Source organism: Pedobacter sp. KBS0701 (assembly GCF_005938645.2).
Lineage (GTDB): Bacteria > Bacteroidota > Bacteroidia > Sphingobacteriales > Sphingobacteriaceae > Pedobacter.
Genome location: NZ_CP042171.1, coordinates 4403601 through 4422814, shown reverse-complemented (window position 1 = coordinate 4422814; position 19214 = coordinate 4403601). Strand labels below are relative to the sequence as shown.

At 39.7% G+C, this 19214-nt stretch carries 11 protein-coding genes; 5 read left to right on the top strand and 6 right to left on the bottom strand.

Annotated elements, in window-relative coordinates:
* Nucleotides 1-33 precede the first annotated feature (33 nt).
* The 3 genes from FFJ24_RS17830 to FFJ24_RS17820 are packed head-to-tail and all read left to right on the top strand — an operon-like array spanning nucleotide 34 to nucleotide 4171.
* The gene (locus FFJ24_RS17830) at nucleotides 34-2358 is read left to right on the top strand and encodes a TonB-dependent receptor (protein ID WP_138818468.1); all 2325 of its coding nucleotides are present in this window, start codon (nucleotides 34-36) and stop codon (nucleotides 2356-2358) included.
* A gap of 4 nt (nucleotides 2359-2362) precedes the next feature.
* Nucleotides 2363-3169 carry a DUF4249 domain-containing protein gene (locus FFJ24_RS17825; RefSeq protein ID WP_138818467.1) on the top strand — a complete coding sequence of 269 codons (807 nt, stop codon included), beginning with the start codon at nucleotides 2363-2365 and terminating at the stop codon, nucleotides 3167-3169.
* Nucleotides 3170-3211: 42 nt separating this feature from the next.
* Nucleotides 3212-4171: a D-glycerate dehydrogenase gene (locus FFJ24_RS17820; protein WP_138818466.1), complete on the top strand. Its 960-nt coding sequence runs from the start codon at nucleotides 3212-3214 to the stop codon at nucleotides 4169-4171.
* Nucleotides 4172-4258: 87 nt separating this feature from the next.
* Here FFJ24_RS17820 and FFJ24_RS17815 read toward each other — a convergent pair whose 3' ends face one another.
* From FFJ24_RS17815 to mutL, 6 genes are all read right to left on the bottom strand, one after another.
* Complete coding sequence (locus FFJ24_RS17815; protein WP_246862646.1) at nucleotides 4259-6985, bottom strand: carboxypeptidase regulatory-like domain-containing protein; 2727 nt, start codon at nucleotides 6983-6985, stop codon at nucleotides 4259-4261.
* A gap of 297 nt (nucleotides 6986-7282) precedes the next feature.
* Nucleotides 7283-7915, bottom strand: a complete 633-nt coding sequence (locus FFJ24_RS17810) for a nitroreductase family protein (protein WP_121283905.1) — start codon at nucleotides 7913-7915, stop codon at nucleotides 7283-7285.
* Nucleotides 7916-9282: 1367 nt separating this feature from the next.
* The gene (locus FFJ24_RS17805; RefSeq protein WP_246862645.1) at nucleotides 9283-10365 is read right to left on the bottom strand and encodes an endonuclease/exonuclease/phosphatase family protein; all 1083 of its coding nucleotides are present in this window, start codon (nucleotides 10363-10365) and stop codon (nucleotides 9283-9285) included.
* 29 nt (nucleotides 10366-10394) lie between these two features.
* Nucleotides 10395-11249 carry a rhomboid family intramembrane serine protease gene (locus tag FFJ24_RS17800; protein WP_138818464.1) on the bottom strand — a complete coding sequence of 285 codons (855 nt, stop codon included), beginning with the start codon at nucleotides 11247-11249 and terminating at the stop codon, nucleotides 10395-10397.
* Complete coding sequence (locus FFJ24_RS17795) at nucleotides 11242-11973, bottom strand: rhomboid family intramembrane serine protease (protein ID WP_138818463.1); 732 nt, start codon at nucleotides 11971-11973, stop codon at nucleotides 11242-11244. The genes FFJ24_RS17800 and FFJ24_RS17795 overlap by 8 nt, the downstream gene beginning before the upstream one ends.
* Nucleotides 11974-12137: 164 nt before the next feature.
* A complete protein-coding gene (gene mutL / locus FFJ24_RS17790; RefSeq protein WP_138818462.1) occupies nucleotides 12138-13973 on the bottom strand; it encodes a DNA mismatch repair endonuclease MutL in 1836 nt (611 codons plus the stop codon).
* A gap of 1774 nt (nucleotides 13974-15747) precedes the next feature.
* Here mutL and FFJ24_RS17785 point away from each other — a divergent pair.
* Nucleotides 15748-17382, top strand: coding sequence for an amidohydrolase (locus FFJ24_RS17785; RefSeq protein ID WP_138818461.1), 1635 nt, complete (start codon nucleotides 15748-15750; stop codon nucleotides 17380-17382).
* The gene (locus FFJ24_RS17780; RefSeq protein WP_138818460.1) at nucleotides 17369-19186 is read left to right on the top strand and encodes a serine hydrolase; all 1818 of its coding nucleotides are present in this window, start codon (nucleotides 17369-17371) and stop codon (nucleotides 19184-19186) included. The genes FFJ24_RS17785 and FFJ24_RS17780 overlap by 14 nt, the downstream gene beginning before the upstream one ends.
* Nucleotides 19187-19214 lie beyond the last annotated feature (28 nt).

Below are 19214 nucleotides of genomic sequence, written 5' to 3'. Positions count from 1 at the left end.
GGTTTCCACCTTAAAAATTAGATAGTAGCCAATATGCCCCTAAAATACTACTTAGCTTTATTATCCTTCCTTTTTCTATCTACCTCTATTTTTGCTCAAAAGAAATTTACCCTTAGCGGCACTATTCGCGATGCAGGCACAGGCGAAACCTTAATTGGCGCAACGGTAAGAATTTCCGGAGCTTCTACCGCAGCAACCTTAACCAATAATTATGGATATTTTGCCTTAACGCAGACCCAAGGAACCTACACGGTGGCGGTAAGTTATACCGGCTATACATCCATCGTTAAAACCATCAATTTAACAAAAGATACCAAGTTAAATGAGGAATTAAGAAGTGCGAACGATTTAGATGAAGTAAATGTCAGTGCCAATAACCGTAAAAACGAAAATGTAAAAAGTGCGCAAATGGGTTTGGAAAGAATTGATATGAAAACGCTCAATTCCATTCCCGTATTGCTTGGAGAAAGAGATATTTTAAAAACCATCCAATTGTTGCCGGGTGTAAAATCTGGTGGCGAAGGAAATACGGGTTTCTATGTTCGTGGTGGTGCTGCCGATCAGAATTTAATCATTTTAGATGAGGCTGTGGTGTATAACTCTTCGCATCTTCTGGGCTTTTTCTCTACTTTTAATGCCGATGCGATTAAGGATGTAAGTTTATATAAGGGGGGCATGCCGGCACAGTATGGAGGCCGTTTATCATCTGTTTTAGATGTTAAAATGGATGATGGAAACAATAAAGAATTTAAGTTTCAGGGCGGTATTGGTTTAATTGCCTCGCGTTTAAAAGCTGAAGGACCAATTGTAAAAGACAGAGGCTCATTCATGGTGAGTTTTCGCAGAACCTATATAGATCTGTTTTTAAGGGCTTCGCCAGATTCGTCGGTGAATGGAAGCACGCTGAATTTTTACGATATTAATGCAAAGGCGAATTATAAAATCAATGATAAAAACACCATTTATATTTCGGGCTATTTTGGTAAGGATAATATTGGTGTGAAGGATTTGTTTGAGAATAACTGGGGAAACGTAACCACCACCATCCGCTTAAACCATATTTTTAACGATCGCTTGTTTTCTAATACTTCGTTAATTTACAACAACTACAATTATACCGTTCGTTTGTTAAATGATGCGACTAATTTTAAGGCTACTTCGCTGGTACGCGATTTTAATTTTAAAGAAGATTTTCAGTATTTCAGTAACAAACATATTCTCAGGTTCGGGCTAAATGCTACCCAGCACCGCATATCGCCGATTGATATTGATAGCGATGTATCCTCGCAGGTAAATTCGCTTACGCAAGAGCGTAGGTATGGGATAGAGTCTGCTGCCTATATTTCTGATGAATGGAATGTAAACGAGCATCTTAACTTTTTATATGGTGTAAGGCTGGCCGCTTTTTCTTTAATGGGGCCAGGAAATTTTAATAATTACAATGCAGCAGGCGAAATCACCTCAACAGAAAATGTGGGCAAAGGCAAGTTTTACAAAAACTATCTCAACCTCGAGCCCCGCTTTTCAGTGAGTTACCTGTTTAACGAAGAAAATTCTATTAAGGCATCGTACAACCGCAATACGCAGAATGTTCACATTTTAACCAATGCCACTTCCAGTTCACCAACCGATCAATATGTGTTGAGCAGCAATAATATCAAACCAGAAGTTGCCGATCAGGTAGCGCTGGGTTATTTTAAAAATATTAAGGAGAATACTTACGAGCTATCAGCCGAAATTTATTATAAATGGTTGCAAAACCAGATCGATTATAAGAATGCCGCCCAGTTGCTGGCCAATTCGAATGTAGAATCGGAACTGATATACGGCGTAGGTAGAGCTTACGGGATGGAATTGTTTTTTAAAAAGAAATTTGGCAAGCTGAATGGCTGGGTAGGATATACCTTATCCCGCACTGAGCGCAAATTTACAGAACTGAATAACGGCAAATATTTTCCGGCCAGGCAAGACCGTACACACGATATTTCGTTGGTTGGTATTTACAACATGACCTCAAGGTGGACATTTTCGTCAAGCTTTATTTACAGTACCGGTAATGCAGTTACCTATCCGGCAGGGAAATATACCGTTGGCGGGCAACCGGCCTACTATTACACCCAGCGCAATGCAGGCCGCATGCCTTACAATATGCGTTTAGATATAAGTGCCACATTAGATGGCAAGAAAAAAGGCAAATACCAATCGAGCTGGAATTTTGGTATTTACAATGTGCTGGCCAGAAAAAATCCTTATTCCATAGAGTTCATTACCGATCCGCAAAATCCGAACAAAACTGCTGCACAGCAAACCTCTCTTTTCGGACTTATTCCATCTGTTACCTGGAATTTTAAATTTTAATGCCATGAAAAAACTGACCATATATTTTGCCTTATTTACCTTGTGCCTCGCTTCATGCAAGAAAATCATTTCTATCGATACGGAGAATGCCGACCCACAGTTAGTGATTGAAGGGATCATTAATAACCAGTTGATGGACCAGGAAATTAAAATCAGCAAAACGATAGGGTATACCGAGGAAAATGTTTTTCCGAAAATTTCGGGTGCCATGGTTACCGTAACCGATAGCAAGGGAAATACGTTTGTATTTAAAGAAGGAACTAAGCCAGGTACTTATGTTAATCGCATGAAGGGTGAGCCTGGTGTTACCTATAATTTAAATGCGACTGTCGAAGGACAAAACTATACCGCCAGTTCTAAAATGCCTAATGTGGTTAAGATGGATTCAATCGGGATCATTAATAACACTTTTTTTGGTCGTGAACGCAAAACAGCGGCAGTCTTCTTTAAAGATCCGGTTAATGAAGTAAATTTCTACCATTTTAACCTCTATGTAAATGATGTGTTGTCGCGACGCTATTATGCCAGTAACGACAGGCTAACCAATGGTAACGATCTGCGGATCCAGCTCTTTTTTAAACCCAATAATGATCACGACAGCGATGAGCTGAATGCCAATGATAAGGTTAGGGTTGAAATGGAATGTGTTGACAGTAATATTTTTAATTATTGGTATGCACTAAGCGAGCAAGCAGACCGCGGGCCTAATCAGGGTACCACGCCGGCCAACCCCACATCAAACCTTTCGAATAATGCATTGGGGTATTTCAGTGCAAACACCTACCAGGTACTCACGGCTACTGTAAAGTAAACATTAAGCAAAACTCCTGTTCAGATTTACTGTTAAATGAGTATGAAAGTATTTATAAGCGGCAATCTTGCTCCAGTTGGTTTAAAGGAACTGGAAGAAAATAATATTACCATTACTCAATGGAAAGAAAACAGGCAGATTACTGCCGAAGAACTGATTGAAGCCTGCCATCATCAGGATGCGTTGATTAGTGTTGGCCCCAATAAGCTTAATGCAGCATTTTTAAATGCCTGTAGCCACTTAAAGGTGATCGCGCTACATTCAGTAGGTTTCGACCAGGTAGATGTAACTACCGCTAAAAAATTAAACATTCCTATTGGTAATACGCCCGGAGTTTTGAGCGGTGCAACTGCTGATACTGCTTTTTTACTGATGCTGGCTGTATCGCGAAAGGCTTTTTTCTCGCATAAAAAAATCATTCAGGGAGAGTGGAAAAACTACGAGCCCTCGCCAGAACTCGGAATTGAAGTAAATGGGAAAACCCTCGGTGTTTTTGGCCTGGGCAAAATTGGGTTAGAAATGGCCAAAAAATGTGCTGCAGCCTACCAAATGGAGGTGATTTACCACAACCGATCGCGTAACGAAGAAGCTGAAAGAGAAATCGGCGCAAAATATGTATCCTTCGAAAAACTTTTGGCACAAAGTGATGTACTCTCTATCCATACGGCGCTAACGCCCGAAACGAAAGATAAATTTACACTTGATGTTTTTAAGAAGATGAAGCCCAATTCTATTTTTATTAATACAGCCAGAGGTGGTATCCATAACGAAAAGGATTTAATTAAAGCCTTACAAGAGAAAATAATATGGGGAGCCGGTTTGGATGTAACGAACCCGGAACCAATGGATAAAAATAATCCCTTGTTGGCTATGGAAAACGTTGCCATTTTACCACATATTGGCTCAGCCACCGAAGAAACGAGAGCAGCAATGGCCAGAATTATCGTTCAGAATATCGTTGCAGGGCTAAAAGGGGAGAAGCTGCCGTTTGAAGTGATGTAAGATGGGAGATGTGAGATGGAAAATGTAAGATGGATGAGGGGGCGAAAAGCCAATTCCATCATCCATCTTACATTTTCCATCAATCAATTATTTTACGGTGTACTTAAAAATCGCTCTTCCCAAATTTCCATTGGCATCTATTCCTTCGATAATTACTTTGTACTGTCCTCTTCCATCAGCGTTATAATATTCAAAAGAAGTATTACCCGTTACGTCTGTAACTACTTTAGGATTCCAATAAATGGTGGTTCTTAAATCGTTCCGGTTCATGCTGGCAGGAACATCATATTTAGGTGAGTAGAACTGTTTTTCTTTGTTATAACCCTGTGGCGAGAAAGTAAGCTCATAGTATTTAGGAAGCATATCCATTAACTGAGCTTTCGTAATCTTGGTGCCTTTAGGTGCTTTTTTCTGGTTAAATACAATTACACCGTTTACATTGTTGGCACGGTTCACCAAACCTAAATCGTCTCTTAAAAATACCTCAACCGATTCAAGCTGGTTCGGATCTAATGTATTGATTTGGTTAACATCCACGTTCATACCATTGATGAAAATACCCATCGGGATTTTTTTGCCCTGGTTGTAATCGCGGGTTACGTAAAAGTTATTATCGGCAAAGGTAACCCCCGCAAGCATACCTTGTAAACAATTAATCAATAAACCACAGCCTTTAAACCGATCGCCACTAACTTCATGGTCGGCCATTTGGCTTAGTCCGCTCAGTGCGGGGTAATCCTTATGACTTACTTTCGGAACCACTGTGGCTTTAATATTTACATCTTTTAGTGTATGCAAATAAGCATATTGTCTTTTGCTGTTATCTAAATAACTGGTTAAAGCACTGTCTATATTTAAAACCTCTTCAGCTGCACTAAAGTTTCTGGTTAATGTCGGTACTGGTGCACCATTTAAGCTTAAGGTCATGTTTTTATAGTTTACATTATACTTAGCGGTAATGGTTACTTTAGAGGAGTCGTTAAATACCAGGTTCGAAAATTTAAAATTCCCAACCGGGTCGGTAGTGCCTTCCAAATTGAAACGTTTATCCGGAATACTCAATAATAATGCACCTTTCCTCACCGGTATGCCGTTGTTCTGTCTTAAAATACCAGAAATTTCGATTCCTTGTTCCGGTAAGAAATCAATTTTTGGCAATTTATTGGCAATGATATCGGTATATTTAAAACTGCGGTATCCCTGGGTAAGGAGCAATACATCTAAATCTGAATTTTTCTTTGCGTCAGGTGCATTAAAGTAATAATTTGCTTTTTCAATGTAACCTTTAACATCGCTACTTAATAACAGGCCGGTTAATATCGTACTGGTTGCATCTTCGCTGGATGGAACTTTGGTTTCATCTACAACAGCTACCGAGAAGCTACCTTCTACAGGGGCGCCATCTTTTTTAGCAGCAACATTTATCTTAACCTTTTTCTTGATTCCATAAGTAGTTGCAGCACTGGTTAGCGTTACCGCCATGGTATTTTTGTGCTGAACAAAAACCAATCTTTCGCTTAAGGGTTTACCAAACTCGTTAAACAGCGTAAACTGGGCAATTCCGGTAGGAAATTTTGATTTAAGCACAGTAGTATTATATTCTTTATTTGATAATGCAGTTTGTGCACCATAACAGATAACACCTTTACTTTGCGCGATTAAATAAAGCTTTTTGCCTTGGTTCTGTTCAAAGAAGGCATCGTTAGCCGAAATTTTTATGGCTATATTATCTGCACTGCTGTTATCTATAATTACAGAAACGCCATTTGCGGCAACAGCTGGCAAATTATAATTTTGAGTGGTTCCATCTGCATAGGTAACAGCTGCTTTGTACGTTTTTCCAGTCTCGGCCAATAAGTTGAAACTACCCATCCCCAAATGCTGAGCCGCAAAAGTAGCAACAGTTTTGCCATCATTATCGGTTACCGTACCTTTTGAGTTAATGCCCAAACCATCACTTTTAATGGCTTTGAAGGCTACCTTGTTGGTTAAGCCGGCAATTAAACTCCCACCTTCAGGGAAAAATTGAAAATCTTTGCTTAAAATAGCGTTTTTAAGTTGAAAGCTATTGCTCACCACATCTTTATCAGTGGTATTAATGCTGGTAATCAATTCACCTTTTTGTAATTGATATTCCGCTTTCTGTGCATTGCTCATCGCGATGGTTAAATAACCGTTCGCATCTGTTGTACCTCTGCCTTTGGCAATTACCGTAAAACTGGTAACCACCTGCCAGCTTACATTTTTATTGGCGTAGGGTTTGTTATTGGCATCTTTAAATTGTACACGGGCATCAATTTTTTCTAACTTATCTGTAGAAGTATTTTTATAAGTGATATGGGTTTTTACCTCCTTGTCAATCGCTTCGCCTACATAAAAGGTCTTGTTAAAATAAGCGGGATCATCACTGTTGAGCATCCATAGCGTATAAGCCCTGATGTGGTAATTACCTTGTTTATAGTTGATCTGGTCTAGGGGAAAACTGCCATAAGCAAAACCACCGGTAATGGGTAATTTTAAGGTTTGGATAAGGGAATCTTTCTGATTGATAACATCCACATAAATGATCTTACTAATTCCGGATAAGAAATTCTGGTTTTCGGTAACATAAGCTTTAAACCAAACCGTATCGGCAACAGCATAATAAGGCTTATCGAAATGAAGATAAATTTTTTCGGAAGGGTAATCGCTCAATACCTTGTTGGTTTTGGTAATGATGGTATTTATGCTAATGGTATCGGTTTGGGCCGAAGAAGAAAAACTTAATGTTGATAAAAGTGACAGTATGATAAACGATAATCTAAAAATCTTCATGTATTGGATATTAAATGCTAAGCCCGTAAATATATCCAATTATAAAGAGAGCGCATAAAATGTGATGAGGTTTAACATTTTTTTACAAAATTTTCTCAGAACATCGTCATCCTGAACTTGTTTCAGGATCTACGGAATGAAGTGCTTTTTAGGTTAACCACTTAATTGTTTAACCCGGTTAACTGTAAACTGAAAACTGGGAACTTGTAAATCGGTTAATCGACTCCAAACTAACTCTGCTAAAACAAAACAAGCCGCTAAAAGCGGCTTGTTTTAAAATATAATGGTGTTTGCCTGTTATTTAAACTCGATCAAGAATTCTTCTTTAGGTGAACGTACTTTTTTAAGATTTACCAACCAATCGCCGGCCTCGTCCCTGTTTCCTAATGGCAATAGGGTAACACTTTTTAAACCTTTTTTATCTAAGCCTAAAAGTTCATCTAATGCAGGTCCGTTAAAACCTTCCATTGGTGTAGCGTCTACTTTTAGTACCGCAGCTTCTGCAATGGCAATACCGAAAGCAATATAAGCCTGACGGGCTGCATGGTTGAAGTTTTCTTCTGCAGTTCTGGATAAGATCATGCCTTTAAGTTGTGCCTTATAGGCATCTGTGGTATCCAGTGGTAAGCCACGCTCTGCATTCATTCTGTTAAAAACGGCATCAATGCCTTCTTCTGTGTAATTTTCGTTTGCCGCGAAAATTAACAGGTGAGAAGAATCGATCACTTGCGATTGGTTAAAAGCAATCGGCGCAATTTTCTCTTTTAATTCCTGGTTGGTTACCACAATTAATTTAAAAGGCTGTAAACCTGATGATGTTGGTGCCAAATGTGCTGCAGCAATAATTTTATCAACCTTTTCTTGTTCAACAGGCTGACCGTTCATTTTCTTAACGGCATAACGCCAGTTCAGGGCATCTATTAAGCTCATATTTTTGGAGATTTTTTTTAAATTTTATGTAGCAAATATGCAGATAAGCTTTAAGGCTAGTGTTGATGTATGGTAAGAATTTTTTTTATTGGGCTCCGCTGGCTGAAGTCAATGGTAAAGAGGGGGCTTGGCCATTGACTTTTCCTATCGGTTGGTATCTCACCGACCGAAATAGAATTAGGAAATGAATGGATTATGGTTCTTGGCGGTTTTCAGCCCTGCTTTGCGCTTTACTCCGTTGCACTTCGTGTTCGCTCCAATCAGGTTTAGGAACAGGGGGCTTTGCGCACTGCAACCGCAAAAATGAAATGCTGTTTTGCCCATCTGGCCCCGGTTGAAGTGTTACCCTGTAGTAACGAGGTACGAGGAAGCGAAGCGTAAAAGTGGGAAACGGGAAGAAACTTGGTGTCTTGTAGAGGCAAAGCGCTCCAAATATGAAATGCAATTTTTTCCTATCGGTTGGTGTCTCACCGACCGAAATAGAATTAGGAAATGAATGGCTTGTGGTTCTTGGCGGTTTTCAGCCCTGCTTTACGCTTTACTCCGTTGCACTTCGTGTTCGCTCCAATCAGGTTTAGGAACAGGGGGCTTGTGCGCACCGCAACCGCAAAAATGAAATGCTGTTTTGCCCACCTGGCCCCGTTGAAGTGCTACCCTGCAGCAACGAGGTTAGGAAATGAATGGATTATGGTTCTTGTCGGTTTTCAGCCCTGCTTTGCGCTTTACTCCGTTGCACTTCGTGTTCGCTCCAATCAGGTTTAGGAACAGGGGGCTTGTGCGCACTGCAACCGCAAAAATGAAAAACTTTTTTTGCCTACCTGGCCCCGGTTGAAGTGTTACTCTGCAGCAACGAGGCACGAGAAAGTGAAGCTTAAAAGTGGAAAACGGGAAGAAACTAACTGTTTTGTACAGTTATTGCGCTCCATATGACAATGTTTTTTTATTTTTCCTATCGGTTGGTGTCTCACCGACCGAAATGGAATAAATTCAGAATGACGAATTATGAAAGAGTTTTATTAAAATTAGGAAATGGTTGGCCTGTGGTTCTTGGCGGTTTTCAGTCCCGCTTTTATTTCAAGTCCTCGCTGCGCTGTGGGCTTTACATGGCAATCGGGTTTATGAACAAGGGTTCTGCATCCTGCAACCGCAAAAATAAAATACTGTTTTTCCCACCTAGCCCCGGTTGAAGTGTTACCCTGGCAGCAACGAGGTACGAGGAAGCGAAGCGTAAAAGCGGAAAACGGGAAGAAACTTGGTGTCTTGAAGAGGCAACGCTCCAAAGAAAGATCATTAAACTACAATCGAAAGCGTGATTTTTTCCATTGCCATGGTTCGTGTCTCACGCACCATAAGATCGTAATTAAGCTTTAGGGAACAAACCTCAAATCGCTGCGCACCGGAAAGTGATCAGATAATTTGGCTTGGGTAATTTTGTAGTTTAACACCTCGAGTTCTTTAGAAGTAGCAATATAATCAATCTGAAAATTGGGAAATTTACCATTATAGGTTTTACCAAAGCCATTACCCTTTTTAATAAAACTATTGTTTAAACCGGCGGTAATTTGCGTAACCACATAAGATGCTGGCGTATCGTTAAAATCGCCTGCAATAAGGTAAGGTGTTTTACAGGTGGCCATTTCCTTTTTCATAATATCTACCTGACCGCTCCGTTTCAAAAAGGCATTTTTCAGCATTCTTAAAATCCGTTTGGATGGTTGCAGTTCGGTATTCATTTCTTTTACCTTATCCAGGTATTCGTAATCCTGTTTTTCAAAAGAAATAGATTGAAAATGTACGTTATAGACCCTCAGGATTTTGCCCTTAATATTTAAATCGGCATAAATACTCATGTTATTGGAGAAACCTTCAACAAAAGGGATTTTGCCAGAATTTTTAATAGGATATTTGGAAAATATGGCCAAGCCAACGGCCTCATAGTCATTTTTATTGATGGGTACGAAGTAATAGTATTTTGTGTTCAATAATGCTTTCAAGCTATCAACAGTATCAAATGCGCCTTTGTAACGCGTAAAAAATTCCTGGAAACAGATAATATCGGGATTTTGGTCTTTCACCACCTGAAGCATTTTTTCTTTTACCGATTCGGTATTGTCTTCACCATATAGTTTAAAACTGTGCACATTATAAGTCATCATTCTGATGCTATTGTCTGCTTTTTCAGCTCCACCTTCATCGCCGCCAATGGCAAAGGTTGCTTTTAAAGTTTTAGCACCAAGTGCGATCACCAGAATGGTTGCGATTGCAAAAATCCATTTTTTGCCTATAAACCACCAAACCAGAAAGATGATATTAGCGAATAGAATAAAGGGGTAGGCGAGACCGAAAAAAGCAATAATGGCATGTTTTCTTGGATCCATATTTCCGGCCAGAACTCCCAAAAGCAAAGCTACTGCCAACATAAAGGCAATAGGCAAGAGGAGTTTATCCATGAAACTATATTTCTTCTTTTTCGTGGCCATTAATCTTTACTTGCCTTAAATAGTTTTTCTTTTTCTACTGCTGTTAATTTATCGTACCCTGAAGTCGATATTTTGTCTAAAATGGCATCTATTTCCTGTTGAGAAACGCCACCTTTGAATTCGGGTTTTTTAACAGGTTTTTCATTCCGAACAACTTTTAATTTTGGCTTACGCTCAAAGAGCTTGCTCCAATCTCTTCCGTTTTGTAAACTTTTAATAAAGGTGAAACCCAAAAGTGCGCCACCAATATGTGCTAAACTTCCACCTGCATTTATTGAGCCGATAGCAATAAAATCGAGAACAAAATATACAATCGCAATCCACTTGATTTTAACCTCCCCAAAAATGAAAAGCACAATGGTATAGTTGGGAACTAGCGTCGCCGCAGCAAAAATAATGGACATTACTGCCGCAGAGGCACCTACTATGGTTACATTGGTTAATCCTGCTGCATATACCGGGAATATATTTAATATGGCTACCGCAAACAAACCGCCAAATAAACCACCCGCAAGGTAAACAAAATGAAATTGCCTGCTTTTTAAGAAATTCATGAATATATTGCCGAACCAGAATAAGCCCAGCATATTAAACAGGATGTGAAGAACCCCATCATGAATAAACATGTAGGTGAATACGGTGTAAAAACGTTCTGGTAATTTAGAAATGCTTGCAGGTAAACCTACATACTCCCTAACCAACGGACTGATCAAATCTCCTTTGCCACTTAGCCAACTAAATACCCCAATAACAGCGATAATCAGAAACAACAGCACGTTAATGCCAATGTAAAAGAATATTGGGTTGCCAGATTGAAAAACCTTGTATTTTAAATCTTTGAAAGTACTATTCATAGAGTGTATAAAATGTATCGTTCTTATCTTTCCATATTTTAACGAGTATAAAACCAATTAAGGCGCCCCCAAGATGCGCATAATGGGCAATAGAATCGCCTTCAAACTGGGCAACACCCAAAGATAACTCTACTAAAATATAAATTGGTATAATATATTTGGCTTTTACCGGAACAGGAATAAACATGATTAATAATTCGGCATTTGGATAAAGCATGCCAAAGGCAACCAGTAAGCCAAATATCGCACCTGAGGCACCAACCATACCACCAAAATAGATGCTTCTAAGTGTAACCGCTTGCGTTATAGAGAGTTGTGCTGTATTAAATTCGCCCTGAAATAGTGCGGGAAGATTTATCTTCCCGTTGTTGGTCGCACTACCGATAATCTGGTGTACTTCGTAAGCCTGTACGGCCCACTGCAATGCCAGAGCGCCTAATCCGGTAATAAAATAAAAGATAATAAACTTTTTGCCTCCCCATCTTGATTCGAGAATACTTCCAAAAGAGTACAATGCAAACATGTTAAAGAAAATATGCGCAATGCCACCATGCATAAACATATAGGTGATAGGCTGCCAGATCTCAAACTTCGGGGAATCGAAATAATATACTGCTAACCGGTCATCAAGGTGGAGCGTTGTGAGCAGGTAACTAGCCGCGAAAAATAGGATGTTAATAATCAGTAGGTTTTTTACTACCGGTGGAATATATATGTTATTCATTTAATTTTAAAAAGGGTTAACTGGTTAATGGTTTAAACTGGTTAATCGGTTAACTGTTTTGTATTTCTCTTTGGCTTCAAGTTTTGCTATGTAGTTCAATTTTCTGACTTCCAGCACCTGGTCTCCAACTTTTTCTCTTTAGTCTTTTAGCTTTGGTCTTTAGTCTATTTCTCAAACTTTTTATCCAGCTCTGCCAGAGTAATGGTCTGGATAATCGGTTTGCCACTCACGCTAAAGTTAGGTGTTTTACAGGCAAAAAGCTCATCAATCAAGGTATTCATTTCTTCCTGACCAAGGCTTGTTCCGGCTTTTATGGCACTATTTTTAGCTAAACTTCTGGCCAGGCTATCACGTTTGCTTAATTTTAGTTCCTGCTGCGAGTTTTTAAAACCTTCAATCAATTGTTCAAATAACTGGGTTTCGTTAATATTGCTGCTCCCTAAATCAACCGGGACACCTTCTACTACCAACGTATTTTTCCCAAATTCCCGTACATCGAAGCCTAAACTTTTTATATCGTCCAATAAACTTTTGGCCAGTTCAAAATCATGGGCATTCAGTGTAATGGTTTGCGGAAATAAACTCTGCTGCGATGCGCCTTTGCGATCATCAAGATGTACGAGAAAACGTTCGTAAAGGATCCGCTCATGAGCCATTTGTTGATCGATTACCATTAAACCCGACTTGATCTGTGAAACAATATATCTATTATGCAATTGCATATACTGCTTTTGCTTCGTTTCCAAAACTGTTTCATCCTCGTAAATAGAGGTCTGTTCTACAACAGGCTGTTCGGTTATATCATATAACGAGCCCCAGTTTTTTGCACTTGGTTTTGCGTCATAATTTCTTGGTGATGAGGCGTAACCCGATGTAGAACTGCTATCACTCGCAAATGGATTAAAATCAGGATTGAAGTTAATGCTTGGTGGTATAATATCTTCGACTGCCTTATGCGTAATCATATTGCTGAAACCTGTTTCCTGATCAAAATCTAAAGTAGGCGAAATGTTATAACGGCCAATGGAACGTTTTACCGCCGATTTCATGATCGCATAGATCGACTTTTCGTCGAGATATTTAATCTCTGTTTTAGTAGGATGCACGTTTACGTCGATTTTCGACGGATCGATCTCAATAAACAAAACATATAGCGGATAACTATCATCGGGCAATAACTCTTCGAAAGCAGAGCTTACTGCGTGGTTTAAATAAGGATCTTTAATGAAACGGTTATTCACAAAAAAGAACTGCTCACCCCTGGTTTTCTTTGCAAAAGCAGGTTTTCCGATATAGCCTTTTAAGTTTATAATAGTCGTTTCTTCTTCAACTGGAACCAAACGTTCGTTATAGTTGTTACCAAAAAGGTGGACAATCCGCTGTTTTAAGTTGCCTTTTGGAAGGTTGAAAATTTCAACTCCATCTTGGTGCAGAGTAAAAAAAACAGCTGGATGTGCCAATGCTACACGCTGAAATTCATCCAGAATATGACGCATTTCTACCGGATTACTTTTAAGGAAGTTCCTTCTGGCGGGCGTGTTGAAAAATAGGTTTTTAATCGAAATCTGCGTTCCGGGAGAGGTAGCTACAGGTTCCTGATTGGTTACCTGTGCACCTTCGATAGAAATGCAGGTGCCGATTTCATCTTCATGCCTGCGGGTTTTCATTTCTACCTGCGCAATGGCCGCAATAGAAGCCATGGCCTCGCCACGGAAACCCATGGTGCGGATGGCGAATAAATCCTCTGCTTTTTTTACCTTCGATGTAGCATGACGCTCAAAACACATTCTTGCATCCGTAACGCTCATTCCACAGCCATTATCAATAATCTGAATCAGTGCCTTACCGGCATCTTTTACTACCAGTTGAATTTTATCTGCGCCGGCATCTATCGAATTTTCGAGCAATTCTTTTACCGCAGAAGCAGGTCGTTGTACAACTTCTCCGGCAGCAATCTGATTGGCAACAGCATCAGGCAATAAGTGAATAATATCAGTCATGTATTAAGGCAAAGTGAATTCGCTAAATTATGCAAAATAAGCTTAAAGAACCCGATTTGTTTAAAACTCAACATGTAAATGACTGTAGTTAAATAGGATTGATTGCTCCTATCGGTTTATTATACACTTGTCATCCTGAGCGGAGTCGAAGGATCTGGCGCAAGAATTAATTGTTACCTGTTATTTTGAACGTAGTGAAGAATCTTTGTAAGGATCAATTTGTTATTCCTGCCTCGGTTTTGTTTTTTTTGAAAAGCAGGGTTCTGCACCAATCGTTTCCGGTAGTCCTGCTGTACACTGTATCCCGATAGAAAAAATCGGGATGCCGTTCCCATCAGGTTTATTTTACATAGGTCTGTCGTTCTGAACCTGGTGAAGAAATTTCTGTTGGATTACTGCTGTTTTGATCAATCAATCTATATTTTTCATGCTTCTGTGCCTCCGTGGCAAAAAATAATTGCTGCTAGCCATATTGGCGGCAAAGCTAAGAGAAAGGAAAGTGCCTGTTGGGACACAGACTATGGCGTAGGAATTAGTTGCGATCTGTCATTCTGAACCTAGTGAAGAATCTTTGTAAGGATCAATTTGTCATTCCTGCCTGGGTTTTGTTTTTTTTTGAAAAGCAGGGTTCTGCACCAATCGTTTCCGGTAGTCCTGCTGTACACTGTATCCCGATAGAAAAAATCGGGATGCCGTTCCCATCAGGTTTATTTTACATAGGCCTGTCGTTCTGAACCTGGTGAAGAAATTTCTGCTGGATTACTGCTGTTTTAATCTACTCAAGCTATGTTTTCCGTGCTTTCTGTGCTTCCGTGGCAAAAAATAATTGCTGCAAGTCATATTGCGGCAACGCTAAGAGAAAGGAAAGTGCCTGTAGGGACACAGACTACGGCGTAGGAATTAGTTGTGATCTGTCATTCTGAACGTAGTGAAGAATCTTTGTAAGGAACAATTTGTTATTCCTGCCTGGGTTTTGTTTTTTTTGAAAAGCAGGGTTCTGCACCAATCGTTTCCGGTAGTCCTGCTGTACACTGTATCCCGATAGAAAAAATCGGGATGCCGTTCCCATCAGGTTTATTTTACATAGGCCTGTCGTTCTGAACCTGGTAAAGAAATTTCTGCTGGATTACTGCTGTTTTAATCTACTCAAGCTATGTTTTCCGTGCTTCCGTGGCAAAAAATAATTGCTGCAAGTCATATTGCGGCAACGCTAAGAGAAAGGAAAGTGCCTGTAGGGACACAGACTACGGCGTAGGAATTAGTTGTGATCTGTCATTCTGAACGTAGTGAAGAATCTTTGTAAGGAACAATTTGTTATTCCTGCCTGGGTTTTGTTTTTTTTGAAAAGCAGGGTTCTGCACCAATCGTTTCCGGTAGTCCTGCTGTACACTGTATCCCGATAGAAAAAATCGGGATGCCGTTCCCATCAGGTTTATTTTACATAGGCCTGTCGTTCTGAACCTGGTGAAGAAATTTCTGCTGGATTACTGCTGTTTTAATCTACTCAAGCTATGTTTTCCGTGCTTTCTGTGCCTCCGTGAGCAAAAAATAATTGCTGCTAGCCATATTGGCGGCAACGCTAAGAGAAAGGAAAGTGCCTGTAGGGACACAGACTACGGCGTATGATAAAAATCGGTGTTTATCTGTGTGCATCTGTGGCAAAAAAACTAATTGACGCTAGTCTTAGCGACAATGCTAAAACCAAGAGCACAAATCCTTTCTGTAAAACCGAATTTACAAATCCAAATGCTTTCAATTTTCTATCTTTATCGGTATGAAATCCATCCTATACAGCCTTTTTCTGGCTTTATTGTTCACTTCCTGCACCAAAAAAGAAGCAGTTGATGTAATTGTTTACAACGCCAAAGTATATACCGTTAACAGTAAGTTTGATACAGTCGAAGCTTTCGCAGTAAAAAATGGAAAAATCATCGCGCTGGGTAAAAGTGATGAGATAAAAGGTAAATATACTGCCAATGAAGAGGTTAATGCCAATAGAAAAGCTGTATACCCAGGTTTTATAGATGCACATGCACATTTTTATGGCTATGGACAAAGTTTGCAAACAGCTGATTTAAGAGAAACCAAATCCTGGGATGAAGTGCTCAGCCGTTTAACTGCTTTTGCTAAAACACATCCCGATGGCTGGCTGATCGGTAATGGCTGGGACCAAAACGATTGGGATAATAAAGCTTTCCCAACAAATGAAAAGTTAACAGCTCTTTTTCCGGATCGCCCGGTATTTTTAAACCGGATTGATGGGCATGCAGCCATTGCTAATCAAAAAGCGTTGGATAATGCCGGAATTAAAAGTGAACAGAAATTGTCAGGTGGCGATATGCTTACCGAAAATGGAAAGCTCACTGGTGTGTTAATCGATAATGCTGTAGGCCTGGTAGAACGTAAAATCCCATCACCAGATGCTAAACTGGCTGAAAAGATATTTATCGATGCAGAGAAAAACTGTTTCGCTGCTGGTTTAACCACCATTGATGATTGCGGCTTGAGTTACCTGGCTGTAGAATTTATCGAAAAACTGCAGCAATCAAACAAACTTAAAATGAGGCTCTATGTAATGCTTTCGGATGAGCCTGATAATTATAAATATCTTTTTAACCGCGGGCCAATTAAAACCGATCGGTTAAATGTTCGGGCTTTTAAGGTTTATGCCGATGGTGCTTTAGGTTCGCGTGGTGCTTGCCTGCTGCATCCATACAGCGACATGCCGAATAAAACAGGTTTTCTATTAAGTGATCAGAAACATTTTGAAGAAGTAGCCAGAAAAATTGCTGCTAACCACTTTCAGATGTGTACCCATGCCATTGGCGATTCGGCCAACCGCGTAATCCTGAATATTTACAATAAAATTTTAAAAGGTAAAAACGATCAGCGCTGGCGTATCGAACATGCACAGGTAGTTAACACTAAAGATTTTGACCTGTTCGGCAAAGCCAGTATTATCCCCTCCGTTCAACCTACACATGCTACTTCCGATATGTACTGGGCCGGGCAGCGTTTAGGTGCCGAAAGGTTAAAAAGTGCTTACGCCTACAAACAATTGTTAAAACAAAATGGTTGGATTCCTTTGGGTACCGATTTCCCGGTAGAAAACATTAATCCATTATTAACGTTTTATGCAGCAACAGTGAGAGCAGATGCAAAAGGTTTTCCAAAAGGGGGCTTTCAGATTGAAAATGCCTTAACACCCGAAGAAGCCTTACGCGGGATGACGATATGGGCCGCCAAAGCCAATTTCGAGGAAGAAGAAAAAGGAAGTTTGGAGAAAGGTAAATTAGCTGATTTTGTTATCCTCGATCACGATATTTTAAAATCAACACTACAGAACATATTAAAAACCAAAGTCTTAAAAACCTATTTGAACGGAGAGAAAGTATATGAAGCGAAATAGATTGTGTATCCTGGCTGTAGCATTTTGCTGCAATGTTTTATGCTTAATGGCTTGTGCACAGGATCATACAGCAAATGAGAAAAAACTGGCTGTTGCCAATGCGATTTCTAACGCAACGGTGTTGTTAAACAACCAGGATGGAATTATTCCTTTAAAATCATTAGAGAAGAAGAATATTGCTTCGGTCAGCCTTAGTTTTGCTTACAGTGCCGTTTTCGATAGTTTGGCCAATAAATATGATAAAATCACCTCATTTTCTGCCGATTCTTATAAAGATAGTTTGAATTTGAACGATTTAGAAGATGACCTTAAATATTTCAACACCATCTTAATTTCTATTGATGATCAAAATGTAAGTAAAGCCAGATACATTAACTTTATTAACAGTATCAGTAAAAATAAAGAGGTAATTATTTCTTTTTTTGGTAACGGACCTGGTTTAAAATCATTCGATCTGTTAAAATCGCCAATTGTATGGACTGGTCAGAACAATATTGATGCTGCCGCCATTGTGCCACAATATATTTTTGGAGGCATTGCGGCTTCAAATAAGTTAATTACTGCTTATTCATCTCGTTATACTTCGGGTTCTGGTTTTACTACAACAGCTACGCGCTTAAAGTACACTGTACCCGAAGATGCAGGCTTAAATTCGAACAACTTAAAAGAAATCGATGCCATTGCTGCCGAAGCGATAGCGCAGAAAGCTACACCAGGACTGGTGGTTTTAGTAGCGAAAGATGGTAAAGTAATCTTTAATAAAGCTTATGGTACCCATACTTACGATACCACTGTGCCTGATAAAGTAACCGATATTTTTGATCTTGCTTCAGTAACCAAAGTAACGGCAACCACACCTGCTGTAATGCGTTTGTTTGAAGAAGGAAAACTAAAGCTAGACACTAATATTGGCGCTTATATCCCGAAAGCGCGTACCACACCCATGAACAATATCCAGGTGCGGGAAGTAATGTTGCACCAGGCTGGTTTTATCCCATACATTCCTTTTCATGATTATGTTAAAACAGGTGATTACAGCAGAGATTCATCTGCAGCTTTCCCAACAAAGGTGGCTGATAACTATTATATCAAAAAAGGCTTTTTTAAAGATTTTATGTGGCCTAAGATGCTTAATTCGCCCATTAAAACACGTGGCAAATATGTGTACAGCGATATCAGTATGTATGTAATGAAAGATATTGTAGAGCACATCAGCGAAGAACCGCTAAATCAATATACTTACGAAAATTTTTATAAACCATTGGGCATGCAAACTGCAGGTTTCTTACCGCGCAACCGTTTTAAACCAGAGCAGATTATTCCAACGGAAATGGATACCTATTTCAGGAAAACGCTTTTAGTTGGCTATGTTCACGATCAGGGGGCAGCTTTGGCTGGTGGTGTATCTGGCCATGCAGGTTTATTTGCCAGTGCCAACGATCTGGCCATTATTTACCAGATGCTATTGAACCGTGGCACCTATGGCGGGGTGGAGTATTTCAAAAATTCGACGGTTGATATGTTTACGTCTAAGCAATCGAATGTAAGTCGCAGGGGTTTGGGTTTCGATCGCTGGGATCCGGACAGCACCAAACATTATCCCTCTAATTTAGCTTCACCACAAACTTATGGACATACCGGTTATACCGGAACATGTGTTTGGGTAGATCCATCACGTGGTTTGGTTTATGTGTTTCTGTCGAACCGTGTTAACCCTACCGTTACCGATAAACTTTCTAACCTGAAAATCAGGGGTAGGATACAAGATGTGGTAAACAAAGCAATTGACGAATCAAAGAAATAGAATCAGCTGTAATCATTGATCAAGTTTA